The organism is Vibrio amylolyticus, assembly GCF_023145695.1.
Taxonomy (GTDB): Bacteria; Pseudomonadota; Gammaproteobacteria; order Enterobacterales; family Vibrionaceae; genus Vibrio; species Vibrio amylolyticus.
Genome location: NZ_JAJHVV010000006.1, coordinates 67104 through 91652, shown reverse-complemented (window position 1 = coordinate 91652; position 24549 = coordinate 67104). Strand labels below are relative to the sequence as shown.

Below are 24549 nucleotides of genomic sequence, written 5' to 3'. Positions count from 1 at the left end.
GCGGTCGTTAATCATGAAGAACCACTCCTCTTTACCACCGCACTCCAATGGAGTGACGCTTTCGCTTGACGAACTGCTGTACTACAAACAGCAGAGTATTCACTGGCTACCACCAGCGAAAAGCTTGTGGGCACAAATTTCAGGGCAGCATCAAAGTAAAAAGCTTGGTCGAGGAATGGATTTCGCGGAAGTTCGCCAATATCAAGCGGGAGACGATATTCGCAGTATCGATTGGCGCGTGACTGCCCGTACGGGAAAAGCCCATACGAAGCTGTTCACTGAAGAGTGCGAGAAGCCTGTCGTTCTTTATATCGATCTCTCACCAAGCATGTTTTTCGGTTCAACTCTGCAATTAAAGTCGGTTCAAATGGCGCACATGGCGAGCCTACTTAGCTGGCTTTGCATTGCCAATAATGACCGTATTGGCGCGGTTATCGATACGGGTCATAAACTCATTGATATAAAGCCAACCTCAAGAGACCGTGGGCCATTGACACTGCTCCAACAGCTAATTCAAATTCACAATGACACCTTGAATCAGCCTAACCAAGCGAAGTCACCCCCTGCTTCTGATACATCACCTAGCTCGATGGACTCAGGGCTACAAGCCCTACATCGTTTATGCCCGAAAGGGAGTGAGATTATTTTAATGAGTGATTTTGTTCGATTGGAAGATCCAAATAGTCCTCTTCTCAAACGATTACGGCAACATAATCTGGTGCGTATGATCCATTTTTCTGATCCTTTAGAATATGGGCAAACAGCGTTTCGAGGCCTTGAGAGAGTCACGAATCAACAGAAGTCTATGTGGATAGACTTCTCTTCTCGTTCAAGTCGAAAAAGTATTGAAAATAAATATAATCAACACCTTAATGGATTAAAACAAAGCTGCCAGTCGCTAGGTATTTCATTTACTTCAATCTCTAGCAATAAATCATTACTACAACAACTTTCTGGACACCACTAAATGACGGATTCATCTAGCTCAGCATTATTAGCACTTAACGATTTAAAACTTCCTCCTATGCCGTCTTGGTTTCCCCTTGCATGGGGTTGGTGGGCGTCTGTTCTGGGCGTTATCTTTACTGTTATTCTTATTGTTGCGCTCATTAAGTGGAATAAAAAGAGGCTTGCACCAAAACAAACTGCCCTCAAACTACTCAAGCAGGATCAAGCGCAAGATAAACCCTCTGACGCCATTGAGCTCGTACGACAAGTCGCGCTTTGCTATTTCCCTCGTGAACATATCGCTCACTTAACAGGCCGAGACTGGTATGTATTTTTAGATTCTCAACTGGAGACACCACTTTTTCTTCACAACTCGAAGAAGTGGCAACAAGCGCTATACCAAAAAGACGCCATTGAAGAGCCACAGCTTTTAGTTGATCACTGTTACCAATGGGTCGACCAAGCACTGCCACCGAAACGAGGACGTAAGCTTGGCTAATATCGAGTTTGTGTGGTGGTGGGCGCTGTTTCTATTACCGCTCCCTTTGATCATTCATCGTCTGCTTCCCCCTGTAAAAGTAGCAGCGCCTATACAACTGCCCTTTTTGCCGAAGGTGAATGCTCAAAGTGCGCCAAAGCAGACGTTGTTGCGAGTGCTCGCGACACTTATCTGGCTGTGTTTGGTCATCGCACTCACTCGTCCTGTTTGGTATGGCGACCCTGTCACGCATAACCCTGAACATCGAGATTTGATGTTAGTGGTCGACCTATCTGGGTCAATGACCCAAAAAGACATGAAACAAGGCGATGAGTACATTGATCGCTTAACAGCAGTAAAAAACGTACTCACTGACTTTATCGAGAAACGATCGGGAGACCGACTTGGACTAGTGGTGTATGCCGACCACGCTTATTTGCAAACACCGTTAACTCTCGACAGACAAACCGTGTCAGATCAGCTCAATCAAACCGTGCTTGGTTTACTTGGTTCACAAACTGCGATTGGTGATGGCATTGCCGTTGCCACCAAAACCTTTGTCGATAGTGATGCTCCACAGCGCGTAATGATTTTACTCAGCGACGGTGGAAACAACGCCGGTGTCCTTGACCCAATGGAAGCGGCTGAGATAGCCAATAAATTTGATACGACAATTTATACCGTTGGTGTTGGCGCAGGTGAAATGGTCGTCAAAGAGTTTTTCATGACTCGTAAAGTCAACACGGCGCACGATCTCGATGAAGTCACCTTACAAAATATCGCTAACCTTACTGGTGGAAAATACTTCAGAGCTCGAGACAGCCATGACTTAGCGTCCATCTACGACACCATTAACGAGCTTGAACCGATAAGTGATGCAGTACAAACATGGCGCCCTCAAACAGAGTGGTTTGGTATCCCGCTCGCTGCTGCGCTACTTCTTTCTACTGTTGTGCTTATTCTAAGGAGAGGTTTTGTCTAATTTTACGTTCTTATACCCTCTTTGGTTAATCGCGTTAATTCCTGCTATGGCATTAACCATTTGGCTTGGAAAAAACACGCATCAAGTCTCCTTGATTGCCCCGCACCTAGCAAAAGCGATTGGTATCGAAAACACACCTCGCAGAAAATCGTTAATTTACATGATTACTGCAGGTATGGTGGTCACTATTATTGCTCTATCGGGCCCAAGCTTTTATTCATCTGACAGACCCGTCTATGGAAATTCAGGCGGACGTATCGTAGTCATGGATATGTCTTTATCCATGTATGCCAACGACATAAAGCCAAACCGATTAACCCAAGCTCGTTACAAAGTAACTGACTTACTCAACGTATGGCAGGAAGGCAGTACCGGATTAGTCGCCTATGCGGGTGACGCTTATACCGTTAGTCCAATGACGACAGATAGCCAAACTCTGCTTAATTTATTGCCTAACCTCTCCCCTGATATTATGCCTTACCCCGGCGCAGATGCGGCATCAGGGGTAGCGCTTGCTATCGAGATGATGCAAAACGCAGGCTTAGATCAAGGTGAGATCATCCTTGTCGCAGATGACATAGATAACGCTGAAAAATCCGCGATTAAAACGCTACTTGATAATACGCAATGGCGATTAAGCATCCTAGCGATTGCTACCTCGTCTGGTGCTCCAATTCGTTTAAGTGATGGTTCACTTTTAAGAGATGACAACGGCACAACCGTTATTGCTCAATCAAATTTCTCGAATATGAAGACGCTAGCTCGAAGTGTTGACGGCCTATTTACTGCTGTGCAAGCAGATAGCCGCGATGTTGAATTGATTGCCAACTACACTAGCCAAGTGGCCGCGTCTACTTCATCGCTTCAACAGCAGCAACTTGAAGAGCGGGTGAACAGTGGCTATTGGTTAATCCCGCTTCTCATTGTTCCTGTTAGCCTTTTGTTCAGGCGAGGCGTTATCTTTACTATTGCGATATTAGGTCTATCCATTGGACAGCCAAATCTAGCCTACGCAAACCCTTGGAAAACAAGTGATCAACAGGCAATCGACTTATATAATGCCGAAGATTATCAACAAGCCGCTGAACTCTTTTCTAACGATGAATGGCGTGGCATTGCTCAGTACCAAGCAGGTGACTTCAAAGGAGCAATTGAAAGCCTAGAAAAAATAGACAGTGACCGTGCGCGTTATAACCTAGCTAACGCTCAAGCCCAAAACGGAGACTTTGAACAAGCGATTGATAATTACAATCAGCTCATTCAACAGGGAAAATTCGTCAAGGAAGCTACCGAAAACCTTGAGATTGTTAAGCGTGCACAAGAGCAGCAACAGCAACAAGATAGCAGCGGTCAAAATAACGAAGACAGTTCTGACTCCCAAGACGGTAAACAATCGGGCGATAACCAGCAGAAATCCAATGACCGTTCAGAATCTGATGACAACTCAGAGTCTAACTCTTCATCAGACGACGCTTCGACGAACAGCGATGAGCAAAGCCCATCAACAGGTCAACAACCCAACAGTCAAAATGAGCCCAATGACGGAAGTGACTCGCCTGAAAGCAGTAATTCTCAACCCAATGAAGAGAATACTCAAGCGCAGCAACAAACAAACAACGATGACACATCACAAGCCGAGTCTATGAATGACCAAGAACCGGAAAGTAGTCAAAGTGCCACCTCTGCGGCACAAGATAATCAGGAGTCGGTTGATCCCGCTATTCGTAAGTTAGAACAGGTAGAAAACGCGCGCGACCCTAGTCGTCTGTTACAAGCACAAATGTTGCTACAAGCTCAGCAAAAACAACCTCCTCAAAATACAGGTAAGAAATGGTGAAGATGCAATCTATTCTCTCTCGTTACTCATCAATTATTTCACTCCTAACGCTACTCAGTGTTAGTACCGTTAGTTTCGTTGCGAACGGGGCAACCACCGCCCTTACGAGTGTGAGTACCAATCAGGTCGCTAAAAATGAAGTCTTTCAGCTGAGAATTGTCGTCAACGAAAAAGTGTCTCAAGATGAAATCGATTTCTCAATTTTAGAAAACGATTTTTATATGAGCCGACCAAGTTTTGGCACCTCTATCAATATCATCAATGGTGACCGAAATAATCGCAGCGAATGGAACGTCTCTCTCGCCGCGCAAAAGCTTGGTACACTCACTATCCCGAGTTTTTCAATTGCAGGGGCGACAACTCAACCGATTCAAATCGAAGTGTCGATGGACAATGACCAACCTCAAGCTTCAGATTTGGTGGAGTTAAGATCTCGATTATCAACCACATCTCTTTATCCAAAAGAGAGTGCTAGACTGGACTTTCGCCTCATCATTAAGGCAGATCCACGCCGACTACAAAATGCTCAAATTGTTCAACCCAAAATCGATGGCATGAAGATCGAATTAGATGGCGAGCCTAATCAGTATCAAACTATTAAGGATGGTATTGAAGTGACTGTAGTTGATCAACGCTATAGGATTGATGCCATACAAAGCGGTGAGTTTACTCTTATCGCGCCTGCATTCACTGGTACGGTAATTCATGGCGACACTCGCCGTGGCACCACGACAATGATCAATGCCGATACTGCTCCAGAGCAGTTTACTCTGACTGTGCACCCAAAACCTGAGAACTACTCAGGTGCTTGGCTCCCTACTAAACAATTGCAGATAGAGCAGCAGTGGCTGAATCAAGATGGGCAGTTAGTTAATGAAGACACGCCACACGCAATGCAAGTCGGTGATGCACTGACTCGTATGATTACTCTCAAGATTGATGGCTTAAACCCAAATCAATACCCTAACCTCACAATTGACTACCCTGAAACCTTCCGAGTTTATGAAGAAAAGCCTCAGTTTACTCACGATCAAAACGGCAATACGGTCATGACCTTAAAGCAAGTGCTTATTCCACAGCAAACAGGTGAGCACGAATTATCGGGAGTTAGCATCAATTGGTGGGACAGTAAGAATAAAAAACAAACGGCATCAACATTAAATGGTCTAGCAATCTCTGTCAGTGAGGCAACAGGCGTCAATAATAGCCAAGTAATCACACCACAAGTACCCTTACCTCAAACGGTGAATACCGTGTACGACAGCGGTATCTGGCCCTATTTAACCGCCCTATTTGCAACGCTTTGGCTTGTTTCAATGGCCTTTATTATTCGAAATCGATCCGTTAGAGGCAATAACACAGATGATGACAGCAATTCGACGGTAGGTGATAGCTCAACATTAGAGAGGTTTAAAGCTGCACTAAAAACAGAAGATGTGATAAAAAGTCAGTTCCTCTTAACCCAATGGTTAGGCGAACACACCGATTTAAGCGATGAAGAGAGCCAAGTCATCAATCAATTTAAACAAAAACTTAGCTCTGCTTATAGCGCTCAATGCCCATCGCCTTCCGCGATCGAAAGCAATAATAAGTTACTAAAAATGATGAAGCGAGTTGAGCGAAGAAAGCCATCGAATCAATGTCCATTGGGCAAACTTTAACGTTCAAAGCATAACACCCAATAAGAGGTCGTAAACATTATGAAGGACCAGCTAACCACTGGTCCTTTGTTATTTTATACAAGCAGTGTTGTTGTAATTCATGACCTTGCGGTAATTTAGGGTGAAGGAAGTTCTGATCGACATTGCTTAAGCCAACCTTACGCATCACTATTTGAGAAGGATCATTGGTTAAGGTTGTAAAAGCATAAATTGCGGGTGCATTAAGATGTTCAAAGCCAAATTCTAATGCCTTTTTTGCCGCTTCAGGTGCGTAACCTTTCCCCCAATGTTGGGACGCTATCCGCCAACCGATTTCAACAAACGGGGCATTCGGTATTCCACTGTTTTCGTCTTGGCTATGAAGGCCAACAAACCCGATAAACTCCCCTGTCGATTTAAGCTCAACAGCCCAAAATCCCCATCCTCGGTCAGCAATCAACCCATGAATTTGCATGGCTTGCTCATCACTCTCTTGTTTCGTTAACGTGGAAGGAAAGTATCTCATTACCGTTGGGTCAGCATTGAGTGCAGCATAAGGAGCAAAATCTTCTTCACCCCACTGCCTAAGAATCAATCGTTCTGTTTCCATTACGCTCCCCTATCTGTCACTTATGAACATTAGCTGCACACGTCAGTTGTAAACATCAACTGAGAACATCTTAACCAAACTTAAAGGTCGAGCTCATAGCACTGCTCTGTCACTTCTACGCCCCAAAGTGGATGAGTACGTTCTTGCGTCAATTCGAATCCATTTTTGAGATACACGTCTTTTGCTTTATCTAGCCCTTTTGCTGTCCAGAGTACGACTTTGGAGTAGTCTTGGTCCCGACAAAACTGCAATGCCATACTGATCAGCTCTCGACCTAAGCCCTGACCCTGTGCTCGTTGGTGTACTATAAACCACCGCAATTGAGCTCGATCTTGAGTGAGTTCACAAATGCAGATAACTCCTGCTATGCCTTGATCGTCTTCTACAATCCAGATGTTTTCTCGCACACTATCTATTAAAGCGAATTGCGCTAATGGCTCAGCCACATAAGCTTCAAAGGTATGGTCATAACCATCTCGCTCAGAATAGAACTCACTATGAAGTAAAATTATCCGGCCTAAATCCGTTGGCTTTAGCTGATTTCTAATTATCACTCATCACTATCCTTTGACCATAATCTTGTTTTTCTATCCTACAGGCGACCGCTATGATTTTCAGCACCTTTCTCCTGTTCATGGAGAGCTTGAATCGATTTCTAGGTCACTTTTTGGTATAAAAATGCCAGTCACGATGACTGGCGTTTTTTAATACTTCAAATCACTACGCTCAAATATAGAATTTCTAGTTAAGTGTTTACTTCAGCCTGTTTTTCCTCAGTACCCACAACACAGTTTCGCCCTCTCTCTTTAGCTCGATAGAGTGCCTTATCTGATTCACCGTAGAGAGCATCAAAATTAAACTTACCAGCTTCAAAAGATTTGACTGTGTAACCAACTGAAACGGTTAACATATCCTGAGTTGGACTCGGGATATGAGCAATGCTTTCCGCTTCAATATCGCTCCTAATTTTCTCAGCAAGCTCTCTAACAACCTGCTCACTTTTGTGGGAAACCAATAATACAAATTCTTCTCCACCTATCCGACAGAACACTTCATCTTCCAGTTGGGTATGACGCTTTAAAATATTACCCACTCGCATCAAAGCGATATCCCCCTCAAGATGACCATAGTGATTATTGAATAAACCAAAATGGTCAATATCAAGCAGAATGAGACCATATTGGGTATTGGCGCTTTTTTGAGAAATGCACTTATTCTCTAACAAATGCTCCAACATTCTACGGTTGCCCAAACGCGTTAATGGGTCCATTTTAGAGAGCAGTTCCAACTTCTCATTCGCCTCTTCTAACTGTTGAGTTCGATTTTTCACTTGCTGCTCTAGGCTTTCATTAAGCTCGTGTATCGCTTGTTGGGCGCGAGTTCTTAACAAGACTTCCGTCAAATTAGAGGCAAACATTTTCACAACTTCACGCAGTTGTGAGGTGAGTGGCGTACGCTTTAATAGGTTATCAGCGGCAATAAATGCGATGGGTTCACCACTGTTACTGGTTAGCATCGTCATCGCCGTCCAACCGAAGCCGACGATATTGAAGTCGTGATAAATCGGCACCGACTCCTCAAACACTACCTCATTGGGGTTCTCTCTTGCTAAATTTACAATGGACCGATCTTGAGTTTCTGAACGATAGTAAGACTCATCCACAATATTACCTTGAATATCGGTACCCCATGTTCCTTGCATATACGAACAATTAGCATCGGTTAAAAATACAGCAAGCCTGTCGATACCAAGCCGATTAATAGCGAACATCACCGCTGATTTACAGACTTCACTTGTCTTCATACAGCGTGATAATTCAACCATACTGGCATGAAGCATTCTCACATTTTGCTCTTGACGCTTACGTATATAGATCTGCGATAAATGGGAACCAAACGCTTCAAGCGCTTGCTTTTGATAGGTCGTGATCGGTAAGCGATTCAAGTAATTATCGATCGCAATCCAGCCTATTGTCTCCGACCCATCACGCAACACGAGCATACCATTCCAGCCCTGCCCCACTACTTTACCAGCAGTATATAATGGAGCATCTTGAACTAAAACAACCGTTCTATCTTCATCAAAAAGCACTTCAATGTACTCATCTTCTAGCTGATGTAGATCATACTGAGTATGATGCTCACTGACCGTTTGACCTTTTTCATTCGTTCCATAAGTACCGCTAAAACAACGTTTTTTCATGTCAAGCAGCATAAATACGGCGCGATCAAAACCAAGGTCATTTCTTACCGATTCAACCGCAAATTTATACAGCTCATCTAAAGTCTCAGGCGTAGACATGTTCATCGCTATTTTCTGGACTAACTTCATGTTTTCAATGAAGTTTTCGCGCTGTTTAAGCTCGTCTATATATTTCGCTTCTTTTATATCTCGAAGTTTAAACTCTTGGGATGCCTCACGTTCAGCGCGTAAACACTGCCATCTCGATGAAACAATCGCTAAGCAATCAAACTGATTTTGTTCATCCAATTGTGTAAATAACGCTCCATCTGAGCCCTCTACCACGATATAAGTACGAGTCGATGGGTGGCCATCGAGCATAAATATATAGGAGTCTCCTCCCATAAGTGTGACAGGGTCCCAGCGGCAGGTATTAATGGCGAGAGGAAGGAAGCTATCTGAAGTATCAAACTGAGACGCCCAAGCCCAGAAACTATTTGGGTAAGCCGATAACTCCAGACCTTCTGAGTAAGAATAGAGAACTTCCGCTTTCTCTCCATGGACGGGCTCATTAATGATAGACATCGCTTTTGGTTGTAAAATGTTGTCTAGATAATTGAATAGAATATGCGCCAGATAACGGTGGTTTCTTGCTGATGATATTTGTTTGAGTTGCGCTCTCTGAAACATAGTCTAAGCCTTTTTTATAATCTATATTTCTATAATCGCGCTGTATAAGTATGCAATCAATCTAGCATAAAGGTCATTGTTAAGTGAGCCGCAAAACGTCAATATCAAGTTATTCATTCATGAGACAGACGACATTTATTTGATCTTGTTTCCAAGGTTTTCATCATCACTATTTGCACTTCTATTTATTTTGAGAACTGAATAATATCGGCAGCAAAATCAATCCAAGATTTCCTCAACCAAAATTGACATAATTGTTTATAATTTCCCGACTACTACCACTTTATAAGACGCAAAAAGGTCCAATATTCAATGCAACGTACTCCGCTTTTCTGGCCACTGTTGATTAGTCTACTTTCATCAATAATATCGGTGAGTGCGATGGCTGAATCTATAACTGCCTCTAGCGCAGAAAGTGACGTAGTCGATGAATCACCCGTTAAAGAAAGTGCGGTTAAAAGTCGTAGTCAAACTAATGAATCTTACATCGACCTAATAAAAGTCGATAAGTCCAAACGACGAATGTACCTAATCAAACATGATGTCATCGTGCATGAGTTTCGGATTGCGTTAGGGGCAAGACCTAAAGGGCACAAATTATGGGAAGGCGATCAACGCACCCCTGAAGGAACCTATCTTCTTGATTTTGTAATTGACGACTCTTCCTTTTATCGCTCAATACATATCAACTACCCCAACCAGGCCGACACTGATTGGGCTGAATACAAAGGTGTGAATCCAGGTGGTGACATAAAAATACATGGATTTAAAAATGGTGATAATCGTGCACAACACTATGTTCAAAGCTTTGACTGGACCAATGGTTGTATCGCTATCACCAATGATGAAATAGATACGTTATTGAGTGTAGTGAGAACAGGGACTCCTATCTTTATCGAATGGTAAATCAAAGTTTTCCAACAGCCATATCTTTTACTCAACTATTATTGACCAACAGCTTTAATTCGTGGCAAATGGAGATACTCCTTCTTTTTCTCAATGTCATTATATCGACGTACATCATCAACCACATTTCTTAATTTATTCGTTGTATGATAAAGGTCCTGATGACACTGTTGTAATCGTTCAACCGTTCTGCATGTATTCGTTACATACTTTTCATATGTATCCATATCACTCGCACGGCGAGAGAACTTTGTGACTTGTAGATTGAGACAATTGAGCGAATTGATGTCTTTTATACGCATCGTTTCATCAATGTACACATTATTAAGATGGAGATCGATCAACGTATTGATCTGATCAATCTCAGCTTGATCACCCGACTCTAGCTTATGAATATTTAAATAATAACGAATATCAGAAAATAACCGCTCATCAATATTTATGACATCGGCTATGTCCAGCAAATCAACATACAAAGACATACCATGATTGGGGTTTTGAAATAAAGCAATGTCTCCTTGTTGAGATTTGACCCTTTCAGTACACCGTTTCAGGTCTTTCCTTACCTTTTTACCCAGCCTTAGGATGTTATTTTCAATCATAACCCTTGCAATCTTACTACAGCGACTTTCTATCCCTTCGGCTCTTGCTAACTCCACATCAGAACAAACTATATCCTCAATGTTATCTGTGTCGTACAGCATTGATTGTTCATAGTTATCAACAAGAGAAACGGCTAAATAGATGTTTTCACTTTCAAAGCCAGCACTAGCGTTGGCCTGAAAAGTGGCCAATCCAAAAATGGCAGATAAACAAACCAAGCTCTTCATTATATTTCGCACTTAAAACCCTTTCCCTCTTTCTTACTAAGTAGCCAATAATACTTTAGCGCAATTAACATAGATAATTTATATGCTTTTACCATAACATATTAAAAAAGATAAGGGCCACCTAGTGGCAGCCCTCAGGATAGATATTTTCAGTCTTGAATCTAGATTACCGTCATTACTTACGCAAAGCGTTCAGTTTAGCTTGCGCTATACCATACACCGTATCAATCGGGTAACTTCCCTCTTCACTGGCTTCACCCGCCACTTTCCCAGTAAAAATTTCGATTGCTTCAGTGACATGCTCAATAGCCCAGATATTAAATTCGCCTTTTTCAACCGCTTTGACGACATCCGGCCTTAACATTAGGTTATGCATATTAGAGCGTGGAATAACGACACCTTGTTCATTTGTACGACCCTTAATTTTACAAACATCGAAGAAGCCTTCGATTTTCTCATTAACACCACCAATGGGCTGAGATTCACCAAATTGGTTCATCGAGCCCGTAATCGCAATATCCTGTCGGTTAGGCTGCTTAGAGAATGCCGATACGACAGCGCAGAACTCCGCCATACTTGCACTATCACCATCGACACCACCATACGATTGCTCAAAAGTGATGTTCGTCGTTAATGGAACTTTCGCCGTCTTACCAAATACAGATGAGAGGTATGCGGTTAAGATCATCACACCTTTGGAGTGAATACTGCCGCCTAAATCAACACTGCGCTCTATATCAATCACTTCACCATCACCATAAGCGGTGGTTGCCGTAATTCGATTTGGCGCACCAAACATATGATCGCTGGTGCTCAGTACCGACAAAGCGTTTACCTGGCCAACCGACACACCATCGGTTCGGATGAGCGTTGTGCCGTTAACAAAGCTTTCCATGACACCATCTTGAAGTCGGCTCACTCGCATCTTCTGGTTACTTAATGCCTCTTCCACATGACTCGCTCGAATCATATTAGACTTCGCCTGACGCGATACGTAATTCGATTCACGAATCAGGTTAGCAATGCTTGCAGAGTGCAGTGAAAGCTTGTTTTGGTCTCCTGCTAAGCGTGAACTGTGCTCAATAATACGAGCTATCGCCTTTCGGTCACAATGAAGCAAGTTGTTATCATGAATGATGCTAGAGATAAACCGAGAGTAATGCAGCTCAGCATCTTCTGTACGTGTCATTTCATCTTCAAAATCTGCCGTGACTCTGAACAGTTCGCTAAATTCTGGGTCGTAATGTTGCAATAGTTGATAAGTACGATGATCGCCAAACAAAATAATTTTCACATCAAGAGGAATCGCTTCTGGATCAAGAGAAACCGCACCCGTTAATGTCACTTCTTTTTCAAGCGATGTAAGACTTAGCTGCCTCGCACGTAACGCACGTTTAAGTCCATCCCAAACATATGGTTGCTCTAAGACTTTCTGTGCGTCCATCAACAGCACGCCGCCATTCGCTTTATGCAAACTTCCCGCACGAATCAAAGAGAAATCGGTAAATACCGTCCCTTTAAAGGTAGCCGTTTCAATATAGCCAAACAGGGAGTGGTAGTTCGGGTTCTCTTCAACAACAATCGGGAAATCGTCGCTGGTTCGGCTCACTAGAACATTCACTTTATAGCGTCTTGGAAGTTTTTTATCTAATGATGCTGTCGCTATTTCACCTTGCTCTAACGCTTCATCTAAGAAAATGTCTGCGTTCTCTACAATGTCTTTTTGCAGTTCAGTGAGATAGCTTTTAATCACTGGGTAACTCGCGTAATCGAGCTTAAGCTGCTTAATAAAGTGAGTGATGACATCAAGAGTCACATCATCATTAAGCTTCTTAATTTTTTCGCTGTACGTTTCTTCCCACTCAGTAAGCTCTCGAACCATTGAACGTAATTCGATCTCTAACTCGTCAATGCTGTCGCCAAAGTCAGCTTGCTCATCCTCACTAAGCTCTTCAAAAGACTCTTCAGTATGAAGCTCTTCGCCATCCATCGCGACAAACTGATAATCACCTTGAGTCGTGAGAGTTAAGCTGATCCCTTTCTCTTTTGCTCTTGCGCCAATTTTATCAAGCTCTTGCTGCTGCTTATTAGCGAGCTGATTTTTTAATTTTTCAGCCCTTGAAATGTACATTTCATTATCAAAGGCAAGGGGCATGGCATTGACCAGTTTGGTCATCAATTTTTCAATGTCCGTTTTTAGCTTCGCAGCAACACCAGACGGAAGCTTGAGCACTTTGGGTGTTCGAATATCTTCAAAATTCGCCACATAACACCAATCAAACATAGCATTCGCATCATGCTGATGACGATTTAAATAGCGCAAAATCATGGTGCGCTTACCTAGCCCATTTTGCCCTATCGCGTAGATGTTATAGCCTTTCTCTTTGATGGACATGGCAAACTCTACCGCTTTCTGTGCTCGTTTCTGACCAACGATCTCGTCGATGGGAGCCAGTTCTTTGGTCGATTTACAAGGCAACTGCTCTAGTTGAGCCGCGTTATAGAGTTGCTCAGAGTTCAATCTTTGAATCGCCATCACTACCTCCTTGGTTATTATTATTCTGCTACAAGATTCAGTTTAGATGCATTTTGTTGAATTTTTAGTGACTTACGCCCAAATCACACTCAACTGAACAAATAACAATCAATATCAGGTAATTAAGCTTTTTTTCGCCTATTTTTCACACTGAAATCGAGTTATTTTCTTTCTTGCAATTGTTAATGAATATCATTTACAATAAATTAACGTTGATGGCTAAGGACGAAAATGAACATTCAACACTGTTGGGAAACGTACCAAAAAGCAGAGTTACTATTAGCTGAAGGACATTGGCCTGAGGCCTACCACTTATTTGATAATGTGCTTCATTACATTCCCGAACATATAAATACGTCGGTATATCAAGATGATATCGAACCGTGCCAATTCGTTGCTTTAGTTTCGACGCTCAGAGATACCAGTATTGCTCAATCAAAGGTTCTGATGAGAATGGGGAGACAGCAATGCGCATTTCACGTGATGAACCAATGCTATTGCCAGTTACAGTTTATCTCTATAGAAGATAGCCCTTTAGTGATTAAAACGCTCAGTATTATTAATAAATACAGCGAAGATATGGTGTCACATATTAGTGAGTTTTGTGCCTCCCAGCGTAGCGCTCAATGGATGATAGAATTAGAGACCTTACAACGATCTCATCATTACTTCTCTCAAATAAAAAGTGCATCAGGAAAGCAAACAGTAAGGGATGTCCTTAATTAACATCAATTTATCTGAATATCTTTATATGCAAAACTGAACATATTGTTCTACACTTTAGACGTGGTACCGATTTTCGGTTTGGCCGCCGGAGTACAAACGCCGCAAGGACGCGGCGTTTTTATTTATCTGCCCTTCACCTGTTTTTTTGTGTCACATCATCACCCTGCCAGAAAAATGATCCACTAAGATCCAAAGTTGATCAATTTACAATGTAAACCATCCGATTTTTAGGGCCTGTAGAGCCTCGAAGGTACGCTATTAATGCACATCCTTTTATGTACTCTGTTCGATTCCCTAGGTAAACTACTGACGAGATAACCCACGACTGATCATTGATGATGACGACACCTAATAATACGCAGACAAAATTTACTTCATTTTCCACTTCAATAGATCATATCGCGTTACCAAAGTATTTTACTTTTCCTTATTACTACCAGCCCCACGCTTTAGCTCATATAGCAATGAACGAGCTTCAAAGCTATTTGTCATCACAAACAGAGTGGTCACACGACTTTGATTCCCAAGGAAAAATGTTTGCCGTTTTAGTGGTAAAAACCAAAGACGGAAAATTGGGTTATCTTAGTTCATACGCTGGCAACGATAAAACGCCACAGTTTTTCGTAGACTCCATTATTCCATCATCTAAGCAAGACAAAATCCTCAACCTCCTTAGACAAGAACTTGCCACTGTCAAACAAACACTGGTTGCTTTAGAAACCGCCACTGAACTTAATCAATTAAAGAGTGACTTACTCGAGAAGCAACGTGCCTCTCAGTTAGAGATATCTCAATTCCAAGCTGAAATGAAAGATGGAAAAAAAAGACGAAAAGAAGAACGCTCAAAAGCAGAAGAACAATTCAGTTTAGAGAGTGATCGAGAACGGTTAGCAGCGGTAGTGAGAACCCTTGGCGATCAAAGTAGCTCTGAGAAGCGAACTTTCAAAGCATTAAAAACCAAATGGCAACAGACGATTAGCGAGCTATTAGGAAAAATCACTCAATCTGAGGCAGAGATTCAAGATAAAAGAGATGAGTACCAACGCCTTGATCTGTCACTTAAGGTTGAAGAACAGAGGTCGATTCTATTACTTAATCAATCGGGTCAGTCAAAAAGCCTGTTCGAACTATTTTTCCAAAAAGACGGTAACCATGAGCCAATCGCAGGAAGCATTGACCAAAACCTTCCTAAGTTACTACAAGCGGCGTATCAATTGTCGTTAAAACCCATCGCCCTTGGTGAGTTCTGGTGGGGCAGCTCTCCTTACGATCAAATTCGCCAACATAAGAATCTATATCCTGTATGCCAAAGCAAGTGTTATGAAATCTTGGATCACATGCTCGAAGGCATTGAGACAGATGAAAGCCCACTGGAGATAACACCTTCATTAAACAAAGAATTAGACATCGTTTATGAAGACAATGTCCTTGTCGTCGTCAATAAGCCCGCTGAGTTTCTATCGGTTTCTGGAAAGTACATTAATGACTCAGTGCACGCTCGTATGGCAAAGCGTTACCCTCATGCCACTGGACCATTGGTTGTACATCGCCTAGACATGTCTACATCAGGTTTGTTGGTCTTCACCTTAACGGCAGAAACGAACAAACATGTTCAGCAACAATTCATCGAGCGAAGCGTCGAGAAACGATATACCGCGTTACTTGAAGGGACAATAGAAAGAAGACAAGGAATCATCGACCTACCATTGGCTGGAGACATGGAAGACAGACCAAGACAAATGGTCAGCCACGAGAGAGGACGAAATGCAGAGACTCGGTTTGAAGTGCTTTCAGTGGAAAATAACCGTACAAAAGTACACCTCTACCCAAAAACTGGGCGTACCCACCAACTTCGAGTGCATTGCGCTCATCAAGCAGGGTTGAACACGCCCATTGTTGGTGATGATCTCTATGGCTTTAAAGATTCTCGGCTTCATCTTCACGCAGGGTATTTAAAACTGCGTCACCCGATTACGGAACAAGAAATGGCATTTGAAGTGCCTTCTGACTTTTGAACAACCCGAAACAGGATGGATAACGTGTCATTTCTCATGTTTGTCATAAAAATCAGCTTATAAGTTCGCAAAACATCACCTTGTGTATTTAACTGAAAATAGGTGGTTTTTATTTGATAGGCGTGGAAATGACGGATAAGAATAACAATAAAGAAAAGCGACAATCGACAAACAATGGTGAAGTACCAACCGATAAGTCTAAACGGGCGAGAATCAATGCTTCAAGTGAGCAGTCACCACCAAATAAACGCCTTAAGAAAGTAAGATTGTATAATCGGTTAAGAATAAACGTTCCGCTCTCTCAAACTCTTATGTTAATTCTTCCTTCATTAAGCAAACATGTTCAAGCAAATATGAGCGCTGATGATGGTTTAACCTCTGGTGACAAAAGTACGAGCCATGATTCTCCTATGCAGGTCAAAAGCAACCCGCTAACTCATCATCCATTAAATAACTTAGCTGAGACGAATCAAAGTGAAATCAGTAACCCAACCTCTACCCTCACCGCTCAAAGTACGACCGAATCAGTGAATGATAAGCATATATCGGCTATATCCTCTCATCATCTAGTCAGTAATATGCACCCACAGGTTCATTACATACCAGAAATAGCTTTTCCCATTCTTTCTCATAGCATATCAAGCGGTTCTACCACGCCATCGTTAGTCGAACACGCTTCGGCGCCTAATGTCCAAGTTACAACGTCTCCCTACTATATCCCTGAAACAATCCAAGGTAAATATGGCGAGCTTCACGTCGATGCTAGTGGAAAATATACTTTTATTCTTAACCCAAATTCACCTGATTATATATCGCTACAACAAAATCAATCCGGAACCGACCCCTTCATTTTGCATTTATCAAATGGGGCTAAGCTCGTCGTCCAAGTTCCTATACTTGGAAAGCAAGACGCTCCAACGATAACAGGCGACTTAAAAGGGGCCGTTACTGAGGATCATCAGGTTGATTCTCATGGATTAATTACCACACAAGGTAAAATTGATGTTATCGATCCTGATCATAATGAAAGTGGCGTAAGTGCGGAATCCATTCAAGGACACTATGGTATATTTTCCATTGATGAACATGGGCACTGGCAGTATCAAGTTAATAACTCTCTTTCAAATATTCAAGCGTTAACCGCAGCCACCACCTCATTGCACGAAAGTTTCACTATTCACACCCAAGATGGCACACCACAAACGATCGATATGACGATTGGGGGTAACGATGACAATGCCATTATTGCAGGAGTCGATGCTGGGGTGGTAAGAGAAGATTTAATGACTCAAGTCCAAGGCCAACTTTCCGTAACTGATTCAGACCATGGAGAAGATCACTTTCAAGCATCGTACGTTAATGGCCAATTGGGTTCGTTTGTTATCGAAAAAGATGGGGCTTGGACATACATTCTAGACAATCATAATCCAATAGTTCAAAGACTTGGCCAAGGCTCTGCTGCGACCGATACCATTATTGTTCATTCTGCTGATGGTACTGCTCATCATGTCACCATCACCATCAAAGGCACTAATGATCGCCCTAATGTCAGCCACATTAGTTCTCAAACCGTGAACGAAGGTGACCATAAAATCAGCGGGCAAGTTACTGCAACCGACGTCGACTATGGCGACACTGCAACTTTCGCGACCACTTACCAACACCCCGGTTTCACCTTAAACAGCGATGGTTCGTACACGCTTGATCCAACTGACCCAAGCTTCAACCATCTCGCAGTTGGTGAGCACCAAACCTTAATCATTCCAGTCACTGCAACTGACAACAGTGGTGGCCAAAGCCCCCCTCAGAATTTGGTTATTCGTATTGATGGCACTAACGATCTTCCTGTTGTTTCTGGGGTTTCTACAGGAAATACTGTCGAACAAGGCACTAATGCGGCAGGAATAACCGATGTCAAAGGCACATTAATAGCTTCTGACTTAGATACATCCGATACTATAAAGTGGACAGTTAGCCAAGCTCAAGGTCAATTGGGCACGTTGTCTATTGATCAACACGGCCACTGGCATTATCAGTTAGATAACTCATCGGGAAGCACAACAGATCAACTTGCTTTAGGTCAGCATCAATCAGAGTCGTTTTGGGTTACTGCTACCGATAGTGCCGGAGCTTCAGTTCCACATAAAATTGTTATCGATGTAATAGGTAGTAACGACAAACCAGTGGTCAGCGCTTGGACGCAATTACCGGCAGGAAAAGAAGACCAACCCGTTACGATAAAAGCAACTGACCTTTTAACTCATGCTAGTGATGTTGATTCTACTGATACGTTGAATGTGATTAACCTTCAAGCAACACATGGCAGTATCATCGACAACAAAGATGGTACTTACACCTTTATACCCGATAGAGATTTCAATGGTGAGATTCGACTCACCTACAATGTGGTCGACGGCCATGGCGGTAGCGTCAGCACTCAAGCCAAGTTTGACCTCACTGCAGCACCAGATAATGCCGTTATTACCGATGTACAAATGAATGCCGATCTTCGAGGCGTCACAGAAGATCATGGTTACATAGATACTCATTATAAACTGCATTACGACGGTCAATTAAATATCCAAGACCCAGATGCGGGAGAGGCACAGTTTGATCCGAATATTGGTCCACAAACCTATCAAGGTATTGGCTACGACACCAAATTGGGTGGACACATACTGCTCATGCGCGACGGTCACTACACCTATACACTCGACAACCGCAATATACAGAACTTAGCTCATGGTGAAGTTAAGCACGATTCAGTCGTTATACGCTCGGCAGATGGTACAACGCACACGATAGAGCTTACGGTTCATGGTACCAACGATGCCCCAACCATCAATGCACAGTCCCACTCAGTGACTGAAGGTGGAAGCGTTCTTAATGGACAAATGATTGGCCACGATATAGATACAGGTGCGACATTAACTTACAGCTCACCGCAGGTTGATGGTTTAGTTGTTAATCCGGACGGCAGTTATAGCTTCAACCCTGCTCACTCGACCTATCAATCATTAGCATCTGGTGTCACGAAAACCCTGACCGTTCCCGTGACCGTCACAGACGAACATAACGCGAGCAGCATCCAAAACCTATCAATCACAATAACGGGGTCCAACAACGCTGCGACGATAAGTGGTGTTAGTGCAGGTGATGTCGAAGAAGGTCATGGCAACTATGGCGATAGGTCTCCTGATCACGCGCAACCGGGTATGGCTAAACTCGGGCAAGACGGGCTCACCGCTGATGGCAAGTTGGATATTCTTGACCCAGATACTGGTGAGTCAGTATTTGATTCTAAAGGTGGAGCTTGGAATAACTCCTATCATGGACAATATGGGCACTTACTATTAAATACAGATGGTACTTGGCATTACCATGTCACCGTTGGCAGTGTTGATTGGGTTGGTAATCGGACAACAACAATCGGTACTACCATTGATAAGTTAGGTGAGAATCAAACCCTAACCGACACCATTACCGTATATTCTAAAGATGGTACTGCTCATGACATAGTCATTACCATACATGGCGATAACGACAGACCTTATATAAGTTCTGAAGTGAGCCTTACTACTGGCACTGAAGATACTGTACTTACTTTCACCAAAGCTGATTTACTTGCCAATGCAGTCGACGTTGATTCCAATGACGCAGGTAAGCTTTCTATTGCTAATCTGTTAGTCGATCACGGCTCTGTTGCCGATAACAAAGACGGCACGTACACTTTTACTCCAACTAAAGACTATAACGGCCAGGTTCATTTTAGCTATGACGTGAAAGATGCTCATGGCGGAGTGACTCATACAGGCGCAACAACTACCTTTGTGGCTGTGAACGATAACCCTGACGTCACTCCTACCTCCGACAGTGTGACGGAAGATACAGACTCACATCATTCTGTAAACTTACTTGGTACTGCGACTGATGTAGATGGCGATCCATTAACGATTAGCCAAATTCAAGTCAGTTTTGAAGGACATACTGGTCCACTGCCTGTCGGCATAGGTATCGCGCCAGACGGACACACTCTCATTATCGATAGTCATAGCTCAGCATTTCAACATTTGAGTGCGGGGCAAAAGTCAGACATTACCGTTCATTATATGGTTGAAGATAATCATGGGGGACAAACTCCAGCAACGGCTACCATCACTGTGGTAGGTACAGACGATAGAGCGCAACTTCAGTCGTCTACCATTGATATCACTGAAGGCCAAGCACTGCATACGTACAACGGTGTAACTTTTATGAAGGGCCTAATTAGTTTAACCGACCCCGATAGTAGCGATCAAACCCACTTTATTTTCTCTTTAAACCAAGGTGCTAAGGGGTTCGGCGAACTGACGGTTTGGCCCGATGGTCGCTATTCGTATAATCTCGACTGGGTAAGAAACCATCACGCCAACGATAAAGTCGCCGCATTGAAACAAGGCGAGACACTGACCGATCAGTACCAAGTCCATACTAGTGATGGCCAAATTAAGCTCGTAACCGTAACCATTCATGGTGAAGATAACAACGCTCGTATTGAGGTATTGATGCCTCACTTGTTACCAACAACACAAGATGTTTATGAGGAACATTTTAAGCCAGCGAGCCCAACTCATTTATATGCAGGAGGAATGCTAAAAGTTGTCGACCCAGACCATGATGATGCCTTTTTGCAACCAGAAATCATCGCTACTGCTCATCAAGGAGAGTTCAAGATCAGAGCAAATGGTGACTGGAGTTACATGATCGACAATTCTATCGCTGAAGTTCAACATCTGGGTGCTGGAGAGTCATTTACAGAAACTCACACTGTCCATTCAAAAGATGGGACCGCTAGTCAACTGCTTACCGTGACCGTTCATGGCACTAATGATGCGCCAACTGTATCAGCAGAAGTGAAGCTAGCACCAGGCGTCGAGGATACCGATATTCAACTTAGCACATCTGAACTTCTTAGCCATGCTAGTGACATTGACCACAACGATATCGGTCGCCTCAATATCGCTAATTTAGTCACAGATCATGGTGTCATTATCGACAACAAAGATGGAACCTACACGTTCCAACCAGCTAAAGACTACAACGGGCAAGTTCATTTTACGTATGATGTTATAGATGGGCATGGTGGTATTACTCATACAGGAGCAAACACGTCTCTTGCTGCTGTTAATGATGTCGCAACATTTACTGGTGATTCAGGCAGCGTAGATGAAGACACAAGCCTTCACCACAACCTACATATTACTGGTGCCACAACCATTCAAGACGCTCTTACTTGCAACGGGCATCTGATTGTTTCTGACGCGGATGGCCAAGGTGAAGCCGCATTGGATTTGAATGGTCAACATCACTTAACCCAAAGTGGCACCTATGGCCAGTTTGTGATTAACAGCAGTGGTATATGGGTCTATGCCGCAGATAATAACAATGTTGCTATTCAAGACTTAGATAATGGGCAAACACTGACTGACCATATTGAAGTGACCTCAAAAGATGGAACCAAACATTCAATAACAGTAACCATAAATGGCACAACCGACGACCCAGTCCTTCACAGTCTTAGTGATTCTGGTGTTCAACATGGTGGTCCAATCGAAGGGAATCTACTTACTGGCTCTGGGACGGATCAAGGGTTGAGTGGTGCAGCAACAGACACCGATTCCAACGCGCATTTAGTATTGCAAGATATTCAAATAAAAGACCCCGTGTCAGGTTATGTCGCGGTAAGGCCGGGGCAACCACATACTATGGCCGGTATCGGTACACTCGCGATCGAAGCGAATGGTCATTATACCTTCACCCCGGAAGCTGGTTTTACAGGTAAAGTGCCAAGTATGGTTTATCGTGTCGGCGATGATGGTGGTAACCCAATAGGAGATTCTTCTCAAAACTCTCTCTCTATTGAAGTCACCCCGCCCCTACAGCATACGCCAACGGTCACAGGGCAAACCGTTTCTACAAATGAAGACATCACCAGAACCATTACAACCAGTGAGTTTGGTTACAGTGATCAAGATGGCGATGCGTTACAGTTCGTGACTATTAGCAGCATACCGAGCCATGGATTATTACTTCTAAACGGTAACGCCGTAACCGCCAACCAGCACATCAGCAAGGCTGACTTAGACGCAGGTCATTTAACTTTCACGCCGATCAATAATGAAAACGGCGCCAACTATGCGCAATTTAGCTTCACTGCGAATGATGGCCATACAAATTCAGCCAGTGCAACAATGATATTGGACGTTAACGCAGTGAATGACGCACCTATCGTTGGATCGAGTTTCATTAGTTCACTCGAAGACAAACCGCATACGTTCACCACTGCAGACTTTAAGTATTCTGATATTGATGGCGATACGTTAAACCATATCACGATTACCAATGTCACCCATGGCGTGCTATCACTGAATGGCATTACAGTAAATGTTGGTGATGACGTCAGTGCATCCGACGTTTCATCACTCATCTTCATCCCAACTCACAACTATTTTAGTTCTGGTGTCAGCGGATTGGGTGCGGTGCAATTTACCGCAAATGATGGCCAAGCTAATTCAAAAGAAGGGTCAATACTCATAAATATAGCGAGTGTCGCTGACCCAGCAACATTCAGTGGAGACTCCTCAGGGGTGGTCAAAGAAGACATAACACTTCAAGCTTCAGGTACGTTGACGGCGAGTGATCCTGATGGAACAGCAGAGTTTACCGCGGTACAAGGTGGAGCAGGAATAGCCGGAAGCAAAGGCTATGGGCATGCTCATATCGATGTAAATGGTCACTGGACTTACGACCTTAACAACAACCACCCTGTCGTCCAACAGCTAGCTCAGGGTCAAACCGATACTGAAACCATCACGGTTCAATCTATTGATGGTACTCAACATGATATCGTAATCACCATTACCGGCACCAATGACTTACCTACTGTTTCAGAAAGGCCACAAGCAGGCTTAATTGTCGGTCAGCACTCTGTCGAAGAAGACTCAACTCTCGCCCCCACGGGTCAACTTGTTATCAATGACATTGATGGTGATTCCACCAGTGTTACCTTAGACCCGACACATAGTGCCAACTATGGTCATGTAGCTTATGACGCGCATAACGGTGCTTGGGTATACCACTTAGACAACAGTAACCCAACCGTCAATGCACTTAATGATAACGACACTCTTCAAGACAGGTTTTCAGTGCTCGTCGATGATGGTCACGGAAGGAAAGTATCGCAAGAGATCACCATGACCATTAATGGGCATACCGATACACCACCGATCCCCACGTTGGTTACACCGGCTCAAATAACGGGCAGTGCAGGACACCAAGATTTACATGCCTCTCTTGGTACACCACCCCAATTACTTCTTTCGATTCCTACCTTACAAACAGGATGGGGGATTTTGACGGCTAACGGTCATGTTGCCTCTAGCCTTCATGGTCAGTTTGGAACGTTGCATGTCAACCCACAAACGGGTCATCTAGATTATGATTACCATACATCATCGAGTGTCATCAAAACGCATACAGGTACAAGTAATGGCGCGGGTACTGATGAAACCGATACGTTCGTGCTAACCCTTGCCGGAACACAAAACTCAAAAGTGGAAGTGCATTTACACTTACATTCACAATCGGTACACGGCAATAGTGGACATCATATTGATCAGACGACATTAACAGGCATTGACGTTAACCCATTATCTTCTCCTTCACCGCCGCCACCAGTACAACACGATGAACCAGATACAAACATCGATTCATTGAATGATTCGCTGGGTGACGTAAATTCACACTCAGCGGCTAACGCCTACCTAAGCGCTTTGGGTATCGCTGAATCATCGCCGAGTTCAGGAGTTAATGTACAACACAATTCCCCCCACGATCTCGATATAGTATTGAATGAAAGTCAGGATATAGCTAACGCTGCGACCGATAGCAATGCTGTCGACGCTGCAGACGCATTGTCCTATGAACATCACCTAGATCATGATAAGCACCCTGATCACGACAGCATCGATCTGGATAATCATCAAGACAGCGCTGACCCGTCGAGCTTTATTGACCCTGTCTAGGTTTTTACAACTATTAGTTATAGTATTCGTTATGGATTCGTAACTATTGGTTTGGTTAGATTAAGAGCGCTAATATAAAAAACAAAGAGCAGAATATTCTGCTCTT

Annotated in this window: 14 protein-coding genes; 9 read left to right on the top strand and 5 right to left on the bottom strand. The window is 43.3% G+C overall.

Features of this window, described 5'->3' with window-relative positions; all coding sequences use genetic code 11:
- Positions 1–13: 13 nt before the first annotated feature.
- The 5 genes from KP803_RS10690 to KP803_RS10670 are packed head-to-tail and all read left to right on the top strand — an operon-like array spanning position 14 to position 5906.
- The gene (locus KP803_RS10690; protein WP_248008829.1) at positions 14–967 is read left to right on the top strand and encodes a DUF58 domain-containing protein; all 954 of its coding nucleotides are present in this window, start codon (positions 14–16) and stop codon (positions 965–967) included.
- Positions 968–1447 carry a DUF4381 domain-containing protein gene (locus tag KP803_RS10685; RefSeq protein WP_248008828.1) on the top strand — a complete coding sequence of 160 codons (480 nt, stop codon included), beginning with the start codon at positions 968–970 and terminating at the stop codon, positions 1445–1447. It begins immediately after the preceding gene.
- Positions 1440–2408 (top strand): vWA domain-containing protein, encoded by a 969-nt coding sequence (locus tag KP803_RS10680; protein WP_248008827.1) that lies wholly within the window; start codon positions 1440–1442, stop codon positions 2406–2408. Before KP803_RS10685 ends, KP803_RS10680 begins: the two co-directional genes overlap by 8 nt.
- Positions 2401–4245 carry a VWA domain-containing protein gene (locus KP803_RS10675; RefSeq protein WP_248008826.1) on the top strand — a complete coding sequence of 615 codons (1845 nt, stop codon included), beginning with the start codon at positions 2401–2403 and terminating at the stop codon, positions 4243–4245. The genes KP803_RS10680 and KP803_RS10675 overlap by 8 nt, the downstream gene beginning before the upstream one ends.
- Before the next feature lie 2 nt (positions 4246–4247).
- Positions 4248–5906 (top strand): BatD family protein, encoded by a 1659-nt coding sequence (locus tag KP803_RS10670; RefSeq protein ID WP_248008825.1) that lies wholly within the window; start codon positions 4248–4250, stop codon positions 5904–5906.
- Positions 5907–5943: 37 nt separating this feature from the next.
- Here the strand turns inward: KP803_RS10670 and KP803_RS10665 are convergent, their stop codons facing one another.
- From KP803_RS10665 to KP803_RS10655, 3 genes are all read right to left on the bottom strand, one after another.
- Positions 5944–6495 (bottom strand): GNAT family N-acetyltransferase, encoded by a 552-nt coding sequence (locus KP803_RS10665; protein ID WP_248008824.1) that lies wholly within the window; start codon positions 6493–6495, stop codon positions 5944–5946.
- An 80-nt stretch (positions 6496–6575) separates the two neighbouring features.
- A complete protein-coding gene (locus KP803_RS10660; RefSeq protein WP_248008823.1) occupies positions 6576–7049 on the bottom strand; it encodes a GNAT family N-acetyltransferase in 474 nt (157 codons plus the stop codon).
- A gap of 191 nt (positions 7050–7240) precedes the next feature.
- Positions 7241–9367 (bottom strand): sensor domain-containing diguanylate cyclase, encoded by a 2127-nt coding sequence (locus tag KP803_RS10655; protein ID WP_248008822.1) that lies wholly within the window; start codon positions 9365–9367, stop codon positions 7241–7243.
- A 381-nt stretch (positions 9368–9748) separates the two neighbouring features.
- Between KP803_RS10655 and KP803_RS10650 the strand changes: the two genes are divergently transcribed.
- Positions 9749–10273 (top strand): L,D-transpeptidase family protein, encoded by a 525-nt coding sequence (locus KP803_RS10650; protein WP_248008821.1) that lies wholly within the window; start codon positions 9749–9751, stop codon positions 10271–10273.
- 38 nt (positions 10274–10311) lie between these two features.
- Here KP803_RS10650 and KP803_RS10645 read toward each other — a convergent pair whose 3' ends face one another.
- Both KP803_RS10645 and KP803_RS10640 read right to left on the bottom strand, forming a co-directional pair.
- Positions 10312–11103, bottom strand: a complete 792-nt coding sequence (locus KP803_RS10645) for a hypothetical protein (RefSeq protein WP_248008820.1) — start codon at positions 11101–11103, stop codon at positions 10312–10314.
- Between the two features lie 175 nt (positions 11104–11278).
- Positions 11279–13639 carry a Lon protease family protein gene (locus tag KP803_RS10640; protein ID WP_248008819.1) on the bottom strand — a complete coding sequence of 787 codons (2361 nt, stop codon included), beginning with the start codon at positions 13637–13639 and terminating at the stop codon, positions 11279–11281.
- Positions 13640–13870: 231 nt separating this feature from the next.
- Between KP803_RS10640 and KP803_RS10635 the strand changes: the two genes are divergently transcribed.
- From KP803_RS10635 to KP803_RS10625, 3 genes are all read left to right on the top strand, one after another.
- Positions 13871–14365 carry a hypothetical protein gene (locus tag KP803_RS10635; protein WP_248008818.1) on the top strand — a complete coding sequence of 165 codons (495 nt, stop codon included), beginning with the start codon at positions 13871–13873 and terminating at the stop codon, positions 14363–14365.
- 338 nt (positions 14366–14703) lie between these two features.
- Positions 14704–16380: an RluA family pseudouridine synthase gene (locus KP803_RS10630; RefSeq protein ID WP_248009054.1), complete on the top strand. Its 1677-nt coding sequence runs from the start codon at positions 14704–14706 to the stop codon at positions 16378–16380.
- A gap of 128 nt (positions 16381–16508) precedes the next feature.
- Entirely contained in the window at positions 16509–24443 is a 7935-nt protein-coding gene (locus KP803_RS10625) for a VCBS domain-containing protein (protein WP_248008817.1), read from the top strand.
- Positions 24444–24549 lie beyond the last annotated feature (106 nt).